The following is a 20,822-nucleotide window of genomic DNA, read 5'->3' as shown; positions in this document are numbered from 1 at the left end:
GTTTTTATTCGTAGTGAATAACTGGCTTAAAATCCGAAAATACTCATCGCAAAAAACTTAGTCGCTACGGTATTTACAAAAATCAGTAACAAAATCACCGGAATGAAAGTTGACAGTGAAAAATTAACGTACTTTTCAGTAAAGCTACCCGTATAGCCCGGACAACCTTGGCTTAGCTCTTCACTTAAACGTACCTTTTTCCAGCGATACATTACAAACAAACACACCATTAAACCATTTAGCGGTAGTATCGTGTCGTAAAAAACATCATAAACAATATCAAATAAACTTTTCGAACCACCACCATAATTAGTGAATGACGTTAAGCTCTCAACCATACCAAATGACATGGTACATAAAACAGTCAACAGGCCAATGCTGCCAGTTAAAATCAATAATGCCATTTTACGACTGATGCCCTTGCGATCACTTAACGTTGCTGTTGGCACTTCAACAATCGATACCAACGAGGTGATAGCGGCAAAAAACACTAACAAGAAGAATATAAATGCCACAATTGAAGCACCTATGTATCCAATATCAGTTTGTAATGCGAGTAAAATTTTCGGCAAGAATTCAAAAATCATCGACACTGAAGAATCTGATAACTTAGCCGGATCAGTATCTGGATTGAAACTAAAAATAGCAGGTAGTACCATTAAACCAGCAATAAACGCCACCAATGAATCCGTCAGTGCTACCATCTTAGCACTGCCCACAATGTCATCTTTTTTCGAGATATAGGATGCGTATGTCATCAAAATACCCATACCTAATGATAGCGAGAAAAACGCTTGCGCTAATGCACCGTTCAATACACTGGCATTCATTTTGGTAAAGTCAGGAATAATATAATACTTTACACCCGCCATTGCATTATCCAGTGTCAACACATAAACCACCAATGCAATTAGCAAAACAAACAGCGCAGGCATTAAGAATTTAGCAGCTTTTTCAATGCCTTGTTTAACACCGCCAACTAAAATTAGGTTCACTATGATAGCCACTGCCGCCATATAACCAAACACGCTAGAGCTGTTAATAAACACCCCAAAGCTTTTTGGATCAGCCAACACATCTAAGTTACCAATGGCAACTTGGCTCAAATAACCAAAAATCCAGACCGTTATTACCATATAGAAAACGGCTATCATAAACGGCGTTAATACCGCTAAAAAACCAGCAAAGCTCCACTTTTTATCATTACCCGATAATAATTTATACGAGCCAAGTGGATCTTTTTGCGCTTGGCGACCCATCGCCATTTCGGCCATCATGACTGGTAAACAAATAAACACCACAAATAACGCATAAACGAGTAAAAATGCACCGCCGCCATTTTTTGTAGCTGAGACAGGAAACCCAACCAAATTACCAATACCTACCGCTGAACCAGCAGCCGCTAATATGAATCCGAGGCGGGAGCTAAAATGCTCACGAGTATCGCTCATTTAAAAACCTTATTATTATTTTGTATCATTTTAGCGACTCTACCAGTGTTGCAGTGAGCTTTTCAAGCAGATTCCGTTTAAAAATAGTTTAGTGCTGTAAACCCGCTTATTGATTGACCACAAAGCGAAAACTAATCGTAATTTATTCGCCTATTAAATCTGCTGTGCTAGTATCAGAACAATTTCATACTATTAATATTAGAGAATACGCCATGTTGTATATGATTTACTCAACTGATGTTGAAAATAGTTTAGAACACAGAAAAGCCGCCCGCCCTGCTCATTTAGAACGCTTACAAGCATTAGATGAACAAGGCCGATTATTTACAGCAGGCCCGTTACCAGCAATTGATAGTACAGACCCAGGTGAGGCTGGCTTTACTGGTTCTTTGGTAATTGCTGAATTTGACTCATTAGAAGCCGCACGTGAATGGGCGGCTGCAGATCCATATGTAAGCGGTGGCGTTTATGATAACTCAGTAGTAAAACCATTTAAAAAAGTGTTCCCTAGCTAAATAATGCCAACAACCAGATAGAATTTTAGTCTTTATTTGAGCAAGGTATTAATTCAATTGATATAAACACTTTACGCCTAAGCACAATAATTCAGTGTTTGTTCACGGGTTGTTAATTAAAATCCATTGCATTGAATCATAGAATTTAGTGGTTTTACTTGAATTTTAGCTACTTGGTTCATTAAACTATTCAGGTCTGGTTTAGGAGTTTCCCATCATGCGTACTGTGTTAGCTCTCAGCATCGCCTTCATTGTGCTATTTTTGAGTGTATTTTCGACTAATAGCCAAGCTGCATCTCAAGGCAATAAAACTGAGATCAATAAAAAACAAGCTGTTGAGCTTGCTAAAAAAACCGAAGATGGTAAAACTCTTAAAATTACCGTACTTAACGATATTTATACCGTAAGAATTTTAAAATCGGACGGCCATGTCGTCGACGTTCATGTCAATAAAAAGACCGGCGAAGTGAAAAAGGATTAATAAATGCGAATTTTAGTAATTGAAGATGATTTACACTTAGCAGATAACTTGCGTAATGCGCTAGAAAAAGAACGCTACAGTGTTGACCTTTGTCATGATGGCGAAGCGGGTTTATTCCACATCACTGAGTACCCTCTTGATATGGCTGTGGTAGATTTAGGTTTACCTAAGATAGACGGGATTGAGCTTATTAATAAAGCCCGAGCCCAAGGTATTACCATTCCAATCCTTATTTTAACAGCCCGTGACCGTTGGCAAGATAAGGTTGAAGGGCTTGATGCGGGTGCTGATGACTATTTGACAAAACCATTTCATGTTGAAGAGTTAATCGCTCGTTGTAACGCGCTTATTCGCCGCAGTGCAGGTAAAGCTAATCCAGAAATGACGGCCGGGCCGATCAAAATTCACACCCGCTCACAGCAAGTGTGGGTTGATGATAGAGAACTAAGCTTGACCGCCTACGAATACAAAGTACTTGAGTATTTAATGGTGAATCCGCAAAAAGTGATCTCAAAATCTGAGTTAACTGAGCATATCTACGATCAAGATTTTGATTTAGATTCAAACGTGATCGAAGTATTCGTATTGCGCTTACGTAAAAAACTCGACCCTGATGGCACACTTAACCCTGTAGAAACATTACGCGGACGTGGTTACAGGCTCAAAAGTCAGTGGTAGCATCGCAAATACCGTTAAAAGTAAGGCAAGGATTTATCCTTGTCTTTGTTTTATTAGTCGCCTTACCCATTTTGTTTTTCTCGATTGGCAAGGCGTACTATGCATCATTAGTAGATGCCACCGAAAAAACCCTCGAAGCCCATTTATATTCATTAATTTCAGAAGTCGATTTTACTGAGCGCGGTATTATTATGCCAAGCACCATTTTAGCGCCTGAGCTAAATCGCCTAAATTCTGATACCTATGCAATGATTTATCGTGATGAACAGCCTGTTTGGCACTCTGAATCTGCGGTAAATGTAAACTTTGTGCCTGACGAGATAGAAACCAAAGCCGGTGCTGCCGATTTTCGTCGCGTGGAATATAGAAATAACGTGTACTGGCAACTCAGCTTAACTGTTATTTTAAATAATATTGATCAATCCGAACACGCCCGCTTTATTTTATTAAGACGCAATGATGCTTTACTCCGGTTAATGGATGGTTTTAAACAAACCCTAGTAAACTGGATGTATGTCATGGGTGTTGCCATTGCCGCATTAATGGCGATAGGTTTTGTGTGGAGTGCGCGACCATTACAACGCTTAGATAAAGAAATAAAAGCCATTGAATCCGGCGACATACAAGAAATCAAAGGGCAATACCCTGTTGAACTGCAAACAATAAAAGCCGATTTAAATTTATTGCTCGAAACTCAACAACGCCAAAAAGAGCGTTATCGCGCCTCACTCAGTGATTTAGCTCATGCCTTAAAAACGCCCCTAGCGGTACTTAAATCAAGTCCCTTGGCTAATGATGCCGACGCTCAAGAGCAGCTTGATCGGATCAATGTGATGATCGAGCATCAATTAAAGCGTGCAGCAAGCGGTGCGTCCGATACCTGGAAAAAGCAAACAGTCATTAAACCTGTGCTCGATTCAATTCTCAATGCGATGGGCAAGGTATATCGAGATAAAGACATTATTTTCACCTGCGATGTCACTGATAAAAATTATTTTTTAGGAGATAAAACCGATCTCCTAGAACTACTTGGCAACTTAATTGATAATGCCTGTAAAGCTTGCCGTTCACAGGTCGATATACAAGTAGTCCAAAAACGCACTCTGGCAATAACAATTAGTGACGATGGCCCAGGTGTCCCTGTTGATAAACGTCAGTCATTACTCACCCGAGGTACTCGCTTAGATACCTACGAAAGCGGTCACGGCGTGGGAATGGCAATTGTGTCAGACTTAGTAAAGTCGTATCACGGCACCCTGACTATTTTAGATGCTGATACGTTAGGTGGCGCAAAATTTATTTTAGAGTTTAATTATAATGATAAAAAATAATCGGCGTTTGGTAAGCTGCACACTGCTTTTACTGCTTAGTGCTACAACACAGGCAGATGAGCCATGCAGTTTAGTTGATCAAGCAACCCCTGATGAAGCCAAAAGCTATCTGCAATGTTTAGATAAACAAATAGAAAGTTTAACGCGCATCCAGCAAACTTGGGTAAATAAGATCACTTTAGATTTAAACAAGATTGAAGAAGAAACTGGTAACACACAGTTGTTACCGATTTTCAAACGCAGCATAACAAGCCAAAGCAAATATTTAGAAGATAGCTGTAAGTGGCGCTATTTACAAAAGATCCCCAACGGAACCCAAGCTGCAATTGTCTATAAGCGCTGTGAATTACGTATTTTAGAGCAGCACATAGCGGTATTAAAGCAGCCCATTTAGCCTAAAAGGCTACTCAGGCTGTTCCTCTAATTCTTCACCATTACCTAATAAAGTTGCCAGCCAGCGCCCTTCTTCACTGGTTTCAAGGGCTATTTTAACAATCATAGTCAACGGCACTGATAACAACATACCTACCGTGCCCATCAGCCAGCCCCAAAAAATTAATGATAAAAATACCACTAAGGTTGATAGCCCTAAGCCTTTGCCCATGTATCTAGGCTCAACAATATTGCCCATCACAGTATTGATCGTTAAATAACCAAGGCCCACCATACTCGCTACAAACGGCCCTTGCGTGATCAGCGCCAGCAATACCGCAGGGACAGCGGCAATGATAGAGCCAATATTAGGAATATAATTAAACATAAAGGCCATCACAGCCCATAATACGAAGTAATCAACATCTAACAGCCATAGCAAGATCCCAGCAAGCACGCCAGTGCCTAAACTGACCACAGTTTTAATTGCTAGGTAAGAGTTAATTGACTCTAAAAAACGGTCAATTTGTTGCATTTTACGGTCAGGATCATCCAATGCCATGTGTATTTTATGGCTGAGCATTGGCCCTTCAAACAACATAAACACCACAGTCAAAATAATTAAAAATAAATTGGCCATAACGCCACCTAAACCGGTGAGCATTCCAGTTGCCACATCAATGATCTTACCAGGATCAAACATTGCTATTATTTGTTCTTTATTGATCAAGATGTTGTATTTTGCTGCCGTATCCACGAGCAAAATAAACTGTTCTTTAAGTTGGGCTTTATATTGTGGTAACTGCTGCGAAAAGTCAGTTAATGATTGCCCTACTAAACCCGCTAAACTAACACCAATGCCAACCACCATCAGCATTACCAACATAATAGCCAACCCTTTTGGGATTTTATAGCGGCCAAAAAAGCTTAATAATGGATTGCAAATAATGGCAATAAACGTTGCCAATACAAATGGAATAACAATCACACTAGCTGACTTTACACCTGCCAATACAATAACTAACGCTGCAAAAATAACTAAACTTCGGTTTACCCCAGTTAAACTAGCCAAACTACGATCCTTGAAAATATAAATTGCAATTAGTGTATGTGAAAAGTAACGAGAATGAAATCATTGTAAAGTGATCAAACCCGTCTTGTGTACGTATAATAACTATAAATTAATTAACTGAGTTAACACTATGCATATCTTCATTACTGGCGGCACCGGTTTAATAGGCAGTCATTTATGCCCGCGTTTGCTTGAAAATCATCAATTAACAGTGTTAACACGCAATCTAAATAAAGCAACGCAATTACTCGGTGCAAACATTCTAGCCGTAGACTCTATAGAAAACCTTGATTTTAACAGTGTTGATTGCGTGATTAATCTTGCTGGCGAGCCTATTGTGAATAAACGTTGGAGCGACAAACAAAAGCAACGCCTACTTGATAGCCGCATTCTGCTAACTCAGCAAATAGTTACAGCAATCCAACACTGCCAAACACCGCCTCATACGTTTATCTCTGGCAGTGCCATTGGTTTTTATGGACGTCAAGATAATACCCTGATTGATGAAAGCTTTACCGCTATAAACCCGGAATTTAGCCATCAGCTGTGTGATGCGTGGGAGCAAGCTGCACTTGCAGCACAATCAGTTAACACCCGCGTTTGTACACTGCGTACCGGGATCGTATTAGCTAAACACGCTGGTGCACTGGCGAAAATGTTGCCTCCATTTAAATTAGGCTTAGGTGGGCCAATTGGCACTGCAGAGCAAGGCATGTCGTGGATCCATATTGATGACATGGTTGAGCTTATTTTATTTGTGTTAGATAATAATAACCTTAGCGGGGCAATTAACGCTACAGCACCTAACCCGGTAAACAATAAAGAATTCAGCCGCCAATTAGGCAAAGCTCTCACCCGCCCTGCTGTTATTCCTATGCCTAGTTTTGTTCTGAAGTTAGTGATGGGTGAAATGGCTGATTTATTACTTTATGGACAATTTGTTGTGCCTAACAAAGTACTGGCACAGCAATTTAGCTTTAACTACCCTACACTACCAAAAGCACTTGAAAATTTATTAAGGTAAGTGCTTTTATTAGTCCCTTTTTATTATCTTGCTATTAACCAAATAGTACATAATAATTAAGAACATTATAAAAGGTATCATAAGGGCAATTAGGTTTGGCGCGCAGGAAGTACCACACATGATGCATTTACCCACTATCATCATAATCTCCATACTACTTAATTCCATCATTAGCTCATTTTTGATGTCTTTGTATGTGCTCAAAAAACAAAAAACCTATTTGTATTGGTGCTGCTCTTGTTTTATTTTTGTACTAGCGCAGATCACAGCTGCGCTACGAGCATTTATTGATTTAGATTTTGTATCACACTACTTAGCAGATCTATTCATCATCGCCACGCCTTTGGCGGCAATCCTCGGTATCCATGCATATAATAACACTGAGAGAACAAAATTCTCTGCATGCCTTGGAGTGTTACTGGCATCGGGAGTAATTTTACTGCCTATTTATAGTTCTTCTTTTGGGCAGCTTTATACCACAACATTAATTGCCTGCTGCTTTTGTTATGCCGCTTATGCATTAAAAACGTTGCACCTGGGCCGTATTACCCACTTTTTAGTGTTACAAATTTGTTTTGTTGTGCATGCGATATTGATGTTTTGCCAAGCCGCCCTATTACTTTCTGCGCCAACATCAGTGGTAGATACTCAACAGGCTCTGGCAGTAATCTTAATTAGCCATATTGTGCTCTCCACTTGCACCGCGTTAGTCTGGCCTGTTTTAATGTTCTTAGAATCAGAGCAAGTGTTGACTGATTTAGCAAATTTGGACCCCCTTACCGGGCTCCTTAATCGACGCGCATTTTTAAACCTCAGTGCGACACATTTAGAGCAAGCCAACGGTTGTCAAAAAGAATTATGTGCGCTAATGATTGATATTGATTTTTTCAAAAAAAGTGAATGATCAATTTGGCCATGATACAGGTGATGAGGCATTAAAATGGGTTGCTAAACAAATTCAAGCACAGTTACGTGAGCACGATATTATTGCCCGTATCGGCGATGAAGAATTTGCGATTTTACTGCCTAATACATCTGAAAAAAATGCTCATGCTTTATCAGAGCGGATCAGGCTTGCTATTAAAAACCAACCGTTTATCTATAGGCAGCAGAGTATTTCTTTGTCACTTAGCATTGGCGTAATTAAACGCTCGAAAGATAGTAATATCAATGACTTAATTGCACAAGCAGATAAAGGGTTATATCAAGCTAAACATAATGGTCGCAACCAAGTCGTGGTCGCGATTTAACACTCATATCGTGCCATAGCACGTAAGCCTATTTTAATCGTACGCTGTAGCCATGCGACTAGATAAAAATATTTAGATACATTTTAGCCACAACTTTATTCCAATTAATTAAACTCATTTGTTGACGTAACATAAAAATTCCACTAGCCTTCTCTGGAAGCGCTACCACAAATACCCACAACCATTTCTGGAAGCGCTTCCACACACGATAATACCGCTATCAATTAAAGCGGTTAATAATAATGATAACAGTACGAGGGGAAACCTAATGTCGAGTCATATTTTTAAAAGAACAAAGTTAGCAACCAGCTTATCTTTGATTTTAGGTGCAGCAACCACGCTATCAGCCTATGCGGCTGAAGTTGAGAAACAAGAAGCACTTGAAGTTATTCAAGTCACTGGTTTTAAAGGTAGTATTAAAGAGTCAACACAACTGAAACGTTACTCATCAGGCGTTGTTGATGCCATCTCGTCTGAAGACATTGGTAAGTTCCCTGATACTAACCTCGCAGAATCTTTGCAACGTATCACCGGTGTTTCGATTGATCGTAGCAACGGCGAAGGCTCTAAAGTAACCGTTCGTGGTTTTGGCCCTGATTATAATATGGTGACGCTAAACGGTCGTACTATGCCTGCGGCATCTCTTCCTGCGGGCGGCGGCGCACCAAACTCTCGCGCCTATGACTTTGCTAACCTTGCTTCTGAAAGTGTTAAATCAGTCGAAGTATATAAAACAGGTAAAGCCAGCATTGCATCAGGTGGTATTGGCGCAACAATCAATATCAATACTGCTCGCCCTCTTGATAACCCAGGCCTAGTGGCTAATATTGGTGTAAAAGCACAGCATGATACGACCAACCGTGTTGGTGATGATGTTACACCTGAAATTTCAGGCATATTTAGTTGGACGGATGAAGACGCCAAATTTGGCGCATCACTTACCGCCAGTATGCAACAACGTGACAGCTCAGCAACGGGCGCATTTGTTGGCGAATGGCGAACCACTGAGTACGACGGTACAATTCCACAAGCGGCGGATGATATTCGCCCCTGCAATGGGCCAATATTATTCAATGCCATCTGATTTACGTTACACCATTGCTGATCGTGAACGTACTCGAACCAATGCACAACTCACCTTGCAATACAGCCCTGTAGACTCACTCACCGCAACGCTTGATTATACTTATTCTCAACAAGAATTATTTGAAGCACGTGCAGAGCAATCTATTTGGATGGATAACTACAAAACTCATTTAATCTTTGATGATAACGACGTTAAAACGCCAATTTATTATCAAGAAGAACGCCGTGATTTATCGACTCGCGATTTGGGTTTAGCATTACAAGAACAAAACCAAGTAAATGAAAATAACTCAATTGGTTTAAATCTTGAATACTACTTTAACGACCAACTTCGCTTCATGTTTGATGCTCATAGTTCAAAAGCAATCAGCAAACCAGATGCACCTTATGGCAGCTGGATAAATGCCGGTTTAGGTGCAAATGTGGTTGCAGCGCAACAAGTTGATTTCAGCAGAGATCTGCCATCTATGGTGATTGATTTTGATGATTGCAGTCGCGAAAACTTAAACTGCACAGGTGCTCTGGAGCAAGCTGATGTAGGGACTTCGATCTTAGATGCAAACTTTGCCAGCCAAGAATCAACCGTTGACGAGTTTCGACTACACGGTAACTATGTAATGGATAACGGCAGCATAGATTTCGGTATTAAATCACGCTCTATGGAAAGCCAGTCTCTACAATCGCTTACGCGTAATACTATGGGGAACTGGGGGATTGAAAACCCTGGTGAACTGCCTGACGGATACCTAGATCCCACTAATTTCTTAGCTGAATTTGATGATTACGATATCAGCGGCTCGTTTGATCAAGGTTTCACTGGGAGCGCTTCACAAATTGGTTACTGGGCAGCAGAGCAATATGGTTTTAATTTTGCTGCGGATGGCGCATTTGCAACCAATCGCACGATAAAAGAAGACATCAAAGCAGCCTTTGTGCAGTACAACTACAGTAACGAATTAAGTGGTATGCCATTTAATTTAGTTATTGGCGCCCGTTACGAGACAACCGACATAACTTCAACTGCAAATATCGACTTACCTAATGCAGTCGCATGGGAAGGTAATAATGACTTTAACGTACGTTATGGTACAGATAAAGATGATTACTCGTTAAGTTCCAGCTATAACCACTTTTTACCGAGCTTAGATTTTGATATTAACGTGGTTGAAGACGTCACGCTGCGTGCTTCTTACAGCACAACGATTGCCCGCCCTACTTATGACAATTTAAGTTCTGCGACAACGGTAGGTGTTCCAACAGGCCCGAGTATTATTCCAGGCACTACCAATGCACCCGCTGCGACGGGTAACCCTGGGCTTGTACCGCTGGAATCTGATAACTTTGATGTTTCTGCAGAATGGTACTTTACTGATGTAAGTTATGTGTCAGTCGGCTACTTTAATAAAAAAGTAGATAACTTTATTGGCTTAACACCCATGACACAAAACTACTATGGTTTACGTGATGCATCTGCGGGCCCGCGCGCCGAAGCAGCTAAAGCAGAGCTTGAAGCAAGAGGCTTAGCATTTACCGATGCAAACTTATTCCAAATGGTTGCTGCAATGGAGAATGGTGTTGCTTTTGACTCAATGAGCTACGACGAGTTTGAAGCAGCCTATGATGTGTTACCTAATGCTGATGATCCACTTATGGACTTTACAGCGCAGGTACCCACTAATAATAAAGATGCAAAAATCGATGGCTACGAGCTTGCAGTACAGCACTTTTTTGGCGAAAGTGGCTTTGGCTTGCAAGCTAACTACACCATTGTAAATGGTGATATAGACTTTAATGTGGCTGCGGATCCAACAACTACTCAATTTGCCCTTGTAGGTTTGAGTGATACAGCTAACTTCATTGCGATGTACGAAAACGATAAGTTTCAAGCCCGTATTGCTTATAACTGGCGTGATAAGTTCTTAAATAGTGCCGCACGTTATGTAAATGAGCCGAGCTTCACTGAAGAGTATTATCAAATTGACTTTAATATTGCCTACAACTTCAATGAAAAAATGTCATTCTTCGTTGAAGGGCTTAATATTACTGAACAAAATATGCGTCAACATGGTCGTTACCAAGCGCAATTATGGAACTTGGAGCAAAATGGTGCGCGTTATAACATAGGCATGCGCTATAACTTTTAAGTAATGGTATTTTTAACTCACCATCTTAATGAATATTAAGCCGCTACCTGTTAGCGGCTTTTGTCGTTTAAATTAGACAACAGAAGAGCACACAATGAATAAAAAAATACAACACATTGTGGTACTAGGTGGCGGTGCTGCAGGTTGGCTAAGTGCAGGCTTGCTTAGTGCTGAGCATCCAGATAAACAGATTACTCTGATTGAATCCGCCAATATTGCTATTTCGGGTGTCGGTGAAGGCACTTGGCCATCAATGCGTAATACGTTAAAGCGCATCGGTATTAAAGAAATCGATTTTCTAAAGCACTGCGATGCCTCATTCAAACAAGGCTCAAAGTTTATAAACTGGCGCAATTTAAATCCGGGTGAGAATTACTACCACCCTTTTATGACGCCGCAAGGTTATTTAGAAACCAACCTGCATGCTTATTGGCAGCAACATGCTGCAACCCAAAAGTACGCTGACGCCTTAAATATGCAAAGCTTTGTTTGCCAAGCGGGTCTTGCTCCAAAACAAGTCACCACACCAGAGTACGCTGCGGTGACTAATTACGGTTATCACTTAGATGCGGGCAAATTTGCGAGCTTCTTAAAAGAACATTGCGAAAACCAACTGGGTGTATGCCATATTGTCGACGATGTAGTGGCTGTTAATAATGATGACCAAGGCTATATTCGCTCATTAACAACTAAACAGCACGGTGATATAACGGGTGACTTATTTATTGATTGTTCCGGTGCACGTGGGCGCTTAATTGCTGAACATTATAATTCGGCGTTTATAAATCAACAGCATACCTTATTTAATAACAGTGCAATTGCCGCACACCTGCCCTATACCAATGAACAACAAGAGATTGCTAGTGCAACGTTATCAACAGCGCAGCCGCATGGCTGGATCTGGGATATCGGCCTGCCTAGCCGCCGTGGTATTGGCTATACCTACTGTGATAAATACTGTGATGAGCATACAGCGGTTGCTCTTTTAAAAAGCTATGCGGCACAATCGGTAGGCGCAGAACTTGCCGAACAGTTGCATACTCGCAAACTGAATTTCACCCCAGGGTATAGAAAACAGTTTTGGATAAAAAACTGTATTGCCATTGGCATGTCGCAAGGATTTATAGAGCCGTTGGAAGCCTCCGCGCTTGCCATGGTGGAATTATCGCTGACAATGCTAAGTGAACAAATGCCGCAAGAGCGCAACCATATGACCCTATTAGCAACGCGATTCAATCAACGCTTTAGTTATCGCTGGCAACGGGTTATCGACTTTTTAAAATTACATTATATCTTAAGTGAGCGTGATGACAGCCAATACTGGCTGGATATAAAAACCGCAGCGAGCACCCCTCCTCGTTTAGCAGAGCTGATTAAAATTTGGCAATATCAACCACCGAGTCGTTTTGACTTTATTGAAAATGAAGAGGTCTTCCCTTCGGCAAGTTACCAACAAATCGTGCATTATTAAAACAGCTCTTCGAGCAAACACCTGATCAAAAGGCTCACCTATGAAATCCAATAACACTATTCAAAACGTGATAATAGCAGGCGGTGGCACAGCCGGTTGGATGGCCGCTGCTGCTCTAAGTAAATTAGTTGGTAAAAATATTAATGTCACCTTGATTGAGTCTGACGAAATTGCGACGGTCGGCGTTGGTGAAGCGACAATTCCGCCCATTCGCACCTTTCATAAATTACTCGGTATTAATGAGCAAGAATTTATGCAATCCACGCAAGCAAGTTTTAAATTAGGCATTAGTTTTGAAAACTGGGGACAAACAAATACACAGTACATTCACTCATTCGGCATGACAGGTAAAGAGTGCTGGGCGGGTGAATTTCATCACTTTTGGCTGCACAGTTTGTCATTAGGATTAGAGTCTGAATTTGGCCAATACTGTTATGAACTGCAAGCGGCGAAACAGAACAAGTTTGCCTTTAATCAACAAAACCCGATTAACTATGCATTTCACATGGATGCCAGTCGTTATGCATTATTTTTACGTGAGTTTGCAGAAAACTTAGGGGTTACTCGCCTCGAAGGTAAAATTACCAGCGTCAATAAATGCCCAGACTCAGGCTCAATTAACAGCTTAACACTGGCTGACAACAACACGATTGAGGGGGATTTCTTTATTGACTGCACTGGCTTTCGCGGCCTACTCATTGAGCAAGCGCTGCATACAGGTTACGAAGACTGGTCTCATTTACTGCCCTGCGATAGTGCTATTGCGGTGCAAACAACAGCCATTGGTGAGGATATAAAACCCTACACCCGCGCCATAGCCCATGAGGCAGGCTGGCAATGGCAAATACCGTTACAACAGCGGGTTGGTAATGGCTTGGTCTATTGCAGTCGCTATTTAGCGGATGAGCAAGCAAAGCAGTTACTGCTTGAAAACATTCAAGGTGACACTTTGACCGAACCAAAAATCATCAAGTTTAAAACAGGTCGCAGGCGTAAAGGTTGGAATAAAAACTGCCTTGCCCTAGGGCTTGCCAGTGGCTTTGTCGAGCCGCTTGAATCAACCAGTATTCACCTGATCATGTCAGGTATTATTCGCTTTATGCGGCTATTTCCATTTAATGGCATCACTGAGCAAGCAGTCAATGAATATAACAAACAGCTAAAAAGTGAAATCGAAAATATTCGTGACTTTATTGTGTTGCATTACAAAGTGACTGAGCGCACTGATAGTGAATTTTGGCGGCACTGTAAGAGTATGGACGTACCGGAAACCCTAGCGCATAAAATTAGCTTATTTAAACGCACAGGACGGGTGTTTTTAGATGATGGCGATATATTTAGGGTCGACTCATGGGTACAAGTGATGCTAGGCCAAGGTATTAAGCCTGAGCAGTATCACTTAATAGCCAGTTTAATGACTGATGAAGAATTAACCCGTTTTTTAACAAGTATTAAGCAACAGATCAGCCAACGCGTTGCAGCACTGCCATCTCATCAAGCGTTTTTGCAACAATACTGCCCAACCATTTAAGGCATAAAAAAAGCCCTTTAAATAATTAAAGGGCTTTGGACAACACAACAAAATATCTACTTAACCTGTCTGAAGCCGTCATTAGTTTATGCGTTTGCTTGCTCATAGCATCAATGGGACTAAATCGATATGCCACTTTTGCTATGAACAATAAAAAGTATTTATTGTTATCTAAATTTAACTATTGACCTGCTAAGAAATAGCCTCTAACCTTAATATGGAAGCGCTTCCTGAAATAGTATTAAATACCATGCTAGAGCATTAATCAAATTAAACATGGAAGCGCTTTCACATTTATTGCATTTTTACTATAAAAACGTATTTACAAACTGTATAAGCAAGCAGAGGTTTTCTATTAATGAAACAATTATCTTTACCCGCTAACTCACCGCTACTTAGCAACGAGTTTACTTTTGGTGTTGCAACAGCATCATTTCAAATTGAAGGTGGTGCAGATAGCCGACTACCGTGTATTTGGGATACATTTTGCGCCACCTCAGGTAAGATTGCCGATAATTCAAACGGTTTAATTGCTTGTGATCACTATAACAACTGGGCAAACGATATTGAATTAATAGCCTCTTTAGGTGTTGATGCTTATCGTTTATCGGTATCTTGGCCGCGCGTGATCAAAGCCGATGGCAGCTTAAACCCAGTTGGTGTTAAGTTTTATACAGATATTTTAGATGAACTTGCACGTCGCGACATCAAAGCTTTTGTAACCCTTTACCACTGGGATTTACCGCAACACTTAGAAGATAAAGGCGGCTGGCTTAATCGTGATACTGCTTTTGAATACGCTAACTATGTAGATTTAATCAGCCAAGCTTTTGCTGCACGCGTTTATTCTTATGCAACACTAAACGAACCATTTTGTAGTTCTTATTTAGGCTATGAAATTGGTGTTCATGCACCCGGTAAAGTGGGCCGTGAATTTGGCCGCAAAGCAGCCCATCACTTATTGCTGGGACATGGTTTAGCAATGCAAAAACTTGCTAAAAACAGCCCCAACGCGCTAAATGGGATAGTGCTAAACTTTACTCCTTGCTACCCAGTTAGCCAAAGTGAAGCTGACTTAAAAGCCACTGCTTTTGCAGATGATTATATAAATCAATGGTATATGCGCCCTGTAATGGAAGGTAAATACCCTGATATTATCGAACAATTACCAATTGAACAGCGTCCTGATATTCACCCAGGTGATATGGAGATCATCGCACAGCCTTTAGACTACCTTGGTGTTAACTTTTATACTCGCCTTCATTATCAAGCAAGTGAGCATGACTTTTACGACGAGCGCCCTCATCAAGGTCCACTAACTGATATTGGTTGGGAAATATACCCGCAAGCTTTAACCGAATTGTTAGTCTCGTTAAACGAAAAGTATACTCTGCCACCAATTTATATTACTGAAAATGGTGCAGCCATGAAGGATACAATCGATAATGGCGAAGTAAATGATGTAGATCGTATTAGCTATTATCAGCAACATTTAACAGCGCTACACAATGCAACTTTACAAGGTGTACGCGTCGACGGCTATTTTGCTTGGAGCTTAATGGACAACTTTGAATGGGCTGAAGGCTACTTGAAGCGCTTTGGTATTGTATATGTTGATTACCATACCCAACAACGTACAGTGAAAGCCAGTGGTCATGCATACAGTAACTTGATCACAAGCCGGTAATTTATGCTAGCCGATGTTTAAAATAAAATCGGCTAGTCACTTAAAACAACGATAAGAAACACACACAGTGAATAAAATACCTTTATATGAAAAAGTCGGCTATGCCATGGGCGATGCTGGCGCTAATTTAGTTTGGCGTGGTGCCCTTGCCTACCTTGCCGTGTTTTATACCGACACCTTTGGCATATCTGCAGCAGCAGCCATGCTATTTTTGGTTGTGCGCCTCTCAGATGGTGTTACCGATATTATTATGGGCATGATTGCAGATAGAACGCATACTCGGTTTGGAAAATTTAGACCATGGATCCTTTGGTCTGCGCCCTTTTTAGGTTTGTTTATGGTGCTGTGTTTTACCACGCCTAATTTTAATGAAACCAATAAATTAATTTACGCCTACGTCACTTATATTGGTTTAACGCTTGCCTATACAGTCAGTAATGTACCCTATTCGGCCTTAATGGGGGTTATGAGCCCAGATCATACCGAGCGAACTAAGCTATCTAGTTTTCGTTTTGCTGGGGCCTTTGCAGGCGGATTAATGGTTATGGGGTTTTTACCCGAATTAGTGGCTTACTTTGGTGCTGGTGATAATGCCAAAGGCTATCAATTAACTATGTATTTATTTGCCGCAGTATTGATAGCCCTTATGGTAATCACTTTTGTATCCACAAAAGAGCGTGTAGTTCCCCATGCATCTAACCAGGGAAGTTTAAAATCAGAGCTCAAAGATTTAACTAAAAACCTACCGTTTATTATTTTACCGCTGCTCGCAACCACCTTATTTTTTTACTATCGTGATATCTACAGTGGCATATTTTTCGCTGTAATTATGGCGGCAATGACTTTCGTTATTAAAAAACTACTCAACAAAGATCAATCGAATTTAACAGGCTCGCAGCGCGACATGGTTGATTTATTAACCAATAAACCGTGGCTTATCCTGCTTGGCATTGGCTTTTTAACCATGATGTTTAATGGTATTAAATATGGTGTTATTGCCTATTACTTTAAGTACCAAGTGGCTGATGAGCTTATGGCTGGGCAATATTTTGTCGCGTTGTTAATCGTCTCTATTTTTGGCGCCCTTGCTACCGGTAAATTGGCCGAGATGATTGGCAAACGTAATTTATTTGTTCTATCGCTGGTATTAAGCGGTTTATTAACGACCGCATTCTATTGGGTGCCAAGTGATAATATTGTCGCGATATTTACCTTTGGTTGCGCAGCGGAGTTTTTTGCCGCAATGATGCCTACGCTGTTTTTTAGTATGTTAGGTGACTCTGCTGATTATTCTGAATGGAAAAACAAACGCCGTGCCACGGGCTTAATTTACTCTGCAGGTACCTTTGTACAAAAAACCGGTGGTGGTTTTGCAGGTGCTCTAGTACTGGTTGTGTTAGCTGGTTACGGCTATAACGGTATGGACGAAGCAACTATCAAGCAATCATTACCCGGCATGCAACTATTAATGAGTTGGATACCTGCTGCATTTGCCTTCTTAGGGGCAATTTTGATGCTAATATACCCACTTACTTCGCAAATGACGCAAAAAATTACAGAAGACTTGGCAATTAGACGCAGTAATGTGTAAATTACAAGTTATATTCAAAACTGCTTATAAAAAGTATTATAAAACAGCGCATTAACGTTAGGAAATCAATGGCTACAATTTATCAGGTATCAGAGCTTGCAGGTGTATCCTTGTCGACTGTGTCCAGAGTTCTGAACAATAATGATTACGTGAGTAAAAAAACTAAAAAGAAAGTAATGGAAGCAATGCAACAGCTTGGTTATCAACCAAGCTCTATTGCCCGCTCACTTGCTTCAAGTAGAACCAGTAGTGTGGGTATTTTAGTTTCAGAATTAGATGGCCCATTTTTCGGCCAAATGATGTCAGCGATTGAAGAGCAGCTTCGCGCTGCAGGCAAGCACGTCATTATAACCCCAGGACACAGTGATGAAAGCAAGGAAAAAAATGGCTTTGAATTTTTAATTAGCCGCAATTGCGATGCCATTATTGCCCATGTTGAAGCAGTCTCAAACGAGTACTTAATTGAACTGAGTAAAGGTAAAACCCCCATCTACTTAATGAGCCGCTATGTTGAAGAAATTAAAGATAACTGCATAAGTCTAGACAACGTAATGGGTGGTTATTTAGCAACTAAAACTATGATCACTCGAGGGCATAAAAATATTGCTTATATTGCAGGTCCACAATTTAAAATAGATGCATCTGATCGACTCAAAGGCCATAAACAAGCCCTTCAAGAATTTGATATCGAGTTTGATGAAAACTTATTTTACATTGGCGACTTTAAAGAAACCGGCGGTAATGATGGCTTAAAATCGTTCATTGATAACAAAGCTTCCTTTACCGCACTGGTGTGCGCTAATGATGAAATGGCCTCTGGAGCTATGAAGTATGCTCGAGAGCACGGCTTTGATCTGCCCAGTGATCTTGCCATAATAGGCTACGATAATGTCATATTTACCAATTATTTATATCCTACGCTTACCACTATCAATAACCCAGTACCAGAGATGGGCAAAATGGCTGCAAACTTAGTGCTTAAAGATATTTATAAGCACACTGGCATTACCATTAGCCATATATTCCAGCCAAATTTAATTTTGCGCGACTCAACCCCCACACTTAAATAATTGTAGAAAAAATAATTTATACTCAGTTTAGCTCAAGTTGGTTCAGCTCGTTGCGCACCCAACGAGCATCTAAATAGCGCGCTAAGTTAAGCTCTGCAAATTGTAAAAAGCTACGTGCAGCATGAGATAAGTGCCGATCGGTACGGATCACAAAATACCAATGACTGGCTAAGTGAGTATCGCTAACAGTGAGTACTTTAAATCCCTGCTCCCCTTTAGGCAGCACATGACGAGAAAGTACTCCAATGCCCATTCCAGATGATACTGCAACCCGAATCGCCTCATTACTGGCCATCTGTACGCTGTCACTTAGCACTAAGCCTCGTCCTTGTAATTCGCTTTCAAATAACGTCCGCGTTGCTGAGCCGGGCTCTCTTAATAAAAATCGGTAGTGGGTCAGTTCAGCTAATGTTACCGCAGAGGCTGCTGCAAGTGGGTGTTCGCTAGGCACGATGAACTCAAGCGGGTTTTGTAAAAAGCGCGCTGCTTTTGCATGCTCTAAAGATGGTGGGTGGCTAAATACATAAATATCGTCTTCTCCACGTTCAAAACGCGCTAAAACTTCCGCCCTATTACCTATTTCTAGGGGCAACTCAACATATGGGTGCAAATTACTGTACGGGCCAAGTAGTTTAGGCAAAATGTATTGCGCAGTATTGACCATGGCAATTTTACAACGGCCGCGCTCTCCTCCCCTGAGCTGGGCTAAAAAGTCTTTGTAATCATTAAACTGACCAAATACTTGCTGGCAGGTTTTAAATAATTCTAGCCCTGCTTCGGTCACCGTTAACTTTTGTTGTTGCATTAAGATTAAAGGTTCGCCAACTGACTCTTGTAAACGCTTAATTTGCAACGATACCGTAGGCTGAGTTAAATGTAGCGCTCTTGCGGTCTTACTAATAGACCCCGTTGTTACCACACTCATAAATACTTCAAGTAGCCGAAAAGATATATGTCTTAGATCCATGCCTACCTCACTAAAGAAAAATTAATCAACAACCCATTGATAATAACCTATACATAACTATCAATCATTTTATTATTTACTATGCAATATTTTCACTACAATAGCGCCACTTCAAATACAAAGGGGAAAAGTGTGCCAGATATTGTTGTGATGTTTTTTGTTTTAGGCTTAGTTGCTGGGATATTGCGATCTGATTTAAAAATACCGCAAGCGACCTACGAAACGCTCAGTTTGTTGTTAATGCTAACAATTGGTTTAAAAGGCGGCATGGTTTTACATGGTAATCTGAGTTGGCAGTTGCTACCAGAAATGGGCACCGTAATGTTGTTGGGCGCGTTTATTCCGTTAATGCTTTATCCTGTTTTAAAATACTTAGTAAAACTCTCCGTCGCCAATAGCGCAAGTATTGCAGCGCACTACGGTTCGGTAAGTGCAGGGACATTTGCCGTTGCATTAGCGTATGCAGAATCGTCTCAGCTGCGCGTTGGTGCAGAGGTCACACTTTATTTAGTGATGCTAGAATTACCGGCAATAATTGTAGGGTTATTACTTTACAGACGCCTTAATAGAGAAAATAACAACACAGGCACGCTTTCATTAAAAACACTCTGGCATGAGACGCTAACCAATAAAAGCATCATTCTGTTAGTCGGTGGCGTTATTATCGGCATGCTTTACGGCACACAACAAGGCAGCCAAGTCACCAACCTACTGACTAGCAGCTTTAAAGTCGTACTGGCGTTATTTTTACTGGAAATGGGATTAACGGCAGCCAAAACACTGCGCCCTCTTCCTTGGCATCACTGGCGGGTTGCATTATTTGCTTTAGTCACACCGCTGTTGTTAGGAATGATTGGAGTCACTGTCGGCACAGCCTTACAGCTCGAGCTTGGATCTGTAGTGGTGCTAGCAAGCTTAGTAGCCAGTGCCTCCTATATAGCCGCCCCTGCCGCTATTAAAGCTGCCATCCCAAAAGCAGATATTGGCTTGGCAATGCTCAGTTCTCTGGGTATTACCTTCGCATTTAACGTCACGGTAGGGATTGGTTTATATCACCAATTGGCAGTAATAATGCTTGAATTCAAGTATTAAGTGCAATCA

At 40.9% G+C, this 20,822-nt stretch carries 17 protein-coding genes and 1 pseudogene; 15 read left to right on the top strand and 3 right to left on the bottom strand.

Annotated features, from left to right (window positions below):
* Positions 1 to 26 precede the first annotated feature (26 nt).
* Positions 27 to 1,451, bottom strand: a complete 1,425-nt coding sequence (locus NDQ71_RS01845; protein WP_301562158.1) for a sodium-dependent transporter — start codon at positions 1,449 to 1,451, stop codon at positions 27 to 29.
* A 212-nt stretch (positions 1,452 to 1,663) separates the two neighbouring features.
* On the opposite strand from NDQ71_RS01845, the gene NDQ71_RS01840 reads away from it, so the two are divergent.
* From NDQ71_RS01840 to NDQ71_RS01820, 5 genes are all read left to right on the top strand, one after another.
* On the top strand, positions 1,664 to 1,966 hold the full coding sequence (locus NDQ71_RS01840; protein ID WP_064666074.1) for a YciI family protein: 303 nt from the start codon (positions 1,664 to 1,666) through the stop codon (positions 1,964 to 1,966).
* 217 nt (positions 1,967 to 2,183) lie between these two features.
* Positions 2,184 to 2,447, top strand: coding sequence for a PepSY domain-containing protein (locus NDQ71_RS01835; protein ID WP_192540703.1), 264 nt, complete (start codon positions 2,184 to 2,186; stop codon positions 2,445 to 2,447).
* 3 nt (positions 2,448 to 2,450) lie between these two features.
* A complete protein-coding gene (locus tag NDQ71_RS01830; RefSeq protein ID WP_016709350.1) occupies positions 2,451 to 3,125 on the top strand; it encodes a response regulator transcription factor in 675 nt (224 codons plus the stop codon).
* Positions 3,119 to 4,456, top strand: a complete 1,338-nt coding sequence (locus tag NDQ71_RS01825) for an ATP-binding protein (protein ID WP_301562157.1) — start codon at positions 3,119 to 3,121, stop codon at positions 4,454 to 4,456. The genes NDQ71_RS01830 and NDQ71_RS01825 overlap by 7 nt, the downstream gene beginning before the upstream one ends.
* Complete coding sequence (locus NDQ71_RS01820; RefSeq protein ID WP_301562156.1) at positions 4,443 to 4,850, top strand: hypothetical protein; 408 nt, start codon at positions 4,443 to 4,445, stop codon at positions 4,848 to 4,850. Before NDQ71_RS01825 ends, NDQ71_RS01820 begins: the two co-directional genes overlap by 14 nt.
* Before the next feature lie 9 nt (positions 4,851 to 4,859).
* Here the strand turns inward: NDQ71_RS01820 and NDQ71_RS01815 are convergent, their stop codons facing one another.
* Positions 4,860 to 5,900, bottom strand: a complete 1,041-nt coding sequence (locus NDQ71_RS01815) for an AI-2E family transporter (protein WP_192540700.1) — start codon at positions 5,898 to 5,900, stop codon at positions 4,860 to 4,862.
* Between the two features lie 130 nt (positions 5,901 to 6,030).
* On the opposite strand from NDQ71_RS01815, the gene NDQ71_RS01810 reads away from it, so the two are divergent.
* From NDQ71_RS01810 to NDQ71_RS01770, 9 genes and pseudogenes are all read left to right on the top strand, one after another.
* On the top strand, positions 6,031 to 6,924 hold the full coding sequence (locus NDQ71_RS01810) for a TIGR01777 family oxidoreductase (RefSeq protein ID WP_192540699.1): 894 nt from the start codon (positions 6,031 to 6,033) through the stop codon (positions 6,922 to 6,924).
* Between the two features lie 118 nt (positions 6,925 to 7,042).
* Complete coding sequence (locus tag NDQ71_RS01805) at positions 7,043 to 7,828, top strand: GGDEF domain-containing protein (RefSeq protein ID WP_301562155.1); 786 nt, start codon at positions 7,043 to 7,045, stop codon at positions 7,826 to 7,828.
* Positions 7,803 to 8,174: a GGDEF domain-containing protein gene (locus NDQ71_RS01800; protein WP_301562154.1), complete on the top strand. Its 372-nt coding sequence runs from the start codon at positions 7,803 to 7,805 to the stop codon at positions 8,172 to 8,174. Before NDQ71_RS01805 ends, NDQ71_RS01800 begins: the two co-directional genes overlap by 26 nt.
* 268 nt (positions 8,175 to 8,442) lie before the next feature.
* Positions 8,443 to 11,404: pseudogene (locus NDQ71_RS01795) on the top strand (TonB-dependent receptor).
* A gap of 94 nt (positions 11,405 to 11,498) precedes the next feature.
* Positions 11,499 to 12,875 (top strand): tryptophan halogenase family protein, encoded by a 1,377-nt coding sequence (locus tag NDQ71_RS01790; protein ID WP_301562153.1) that lies wholly within the window; start codon positions 11,499 to 11,501, stop codon positions 12,873 to 12,875.
* Positions 12,876 to 12,915: 40 nt separating this feature from the next.
* A complete protein-coding gene (locus NDQ71_RS01785) occupies positions 12,916 to 14,406 on the top strand; it encodes a tryptophan halogenase family protein (RefSeq protein ID WP_301562152.1) in 1,491 nt (496 codons plus the stop codon).
* Between the two features lie 358 nt (positions 14,407 to 14,764).
* Positions 14,765 to 16,093, top strand: a complete 1,329-nt coding sequence (locus NDQ71_RS01780; protein ID WP_283710812.1) for a GH1 family beta-glucosidase — start codon at positions 14,765 to 14,767, stop codon at positions 16,091 to 16,093.
* A 67-nt stretch (positions 16,094 to 16,160) separates the two neighbouring features.
* Complete coding sequence (locus NDQ71_RS01775; RefSeq protein ID WP_301562151.1) at positions 16,161 to 17,684, top strand: MFS transporter; 1,524 nt, start codon at positions 16,161 to 16,163, stop codon at positions 17,682 to 17,684.
* Between the two features lie 68 nt (positions 17,685 to 17,752).
* Entirely contained in the window at positions 17,753 to 18,754 is a 1,002-nt protein-coding gene (locus NDQ71_RS01770) for a LacI family DNA-binding transcriptional regulator (RefSeq protein WP_064666062.1), read from the top strand.
* A 22-nt stretch (positions 18,755 to 18,776) separates the two neighbouring features.
* On the opposite strand, the gene NDQ71_RS01765 is transcribed toward NDQ71_RS01770, so the two are convergent.
* A complete protein-coding gene (locus NDQ71_RS01765) occupies positions 18,777 to 19,721 on the bottom strand; it encodes a LysR family transcriptional regulator (protein ID WP_301562150.1) in 945 nt (314 codons plus the stop codon).
* Between the two features lie 132 nt (positions 19,722 to 19,853).
* Between NDQ71_RS01765 and NDQ71_RS01760 the strand changes: the two genes are divergently transcribed.
* Complete coding sequence (locus tag NDQ71_RS01760) at positions 19,854 to 20,813, top strand: sodium-dependent bicarbonate transport family permease (protein ID WP_301562149.1); 960 nt, start codon at positions 19,854 to 19,856, stop codon at positions 20,811 to 20,813.
* The last annotated feature ends 9 nt before the right edge of the window (positions 20,814 to 20,822 follow it).

It is taken from the genome of Pseudoalteromonas sp. KG3, from assembly GCF_030436385.1.
Lineage (GTDB): Bacteria > Pseudomonadota > Gammaproteobacteria > Enterobacterales > Alteromonadaceae > Pseudoalteromonas > Pseudoalteromonas prydzensis.
Note: the sequence above shows the minus strand (reverse complement) of the source record. Positions and strands in the feature narration are given on the sequence as shown.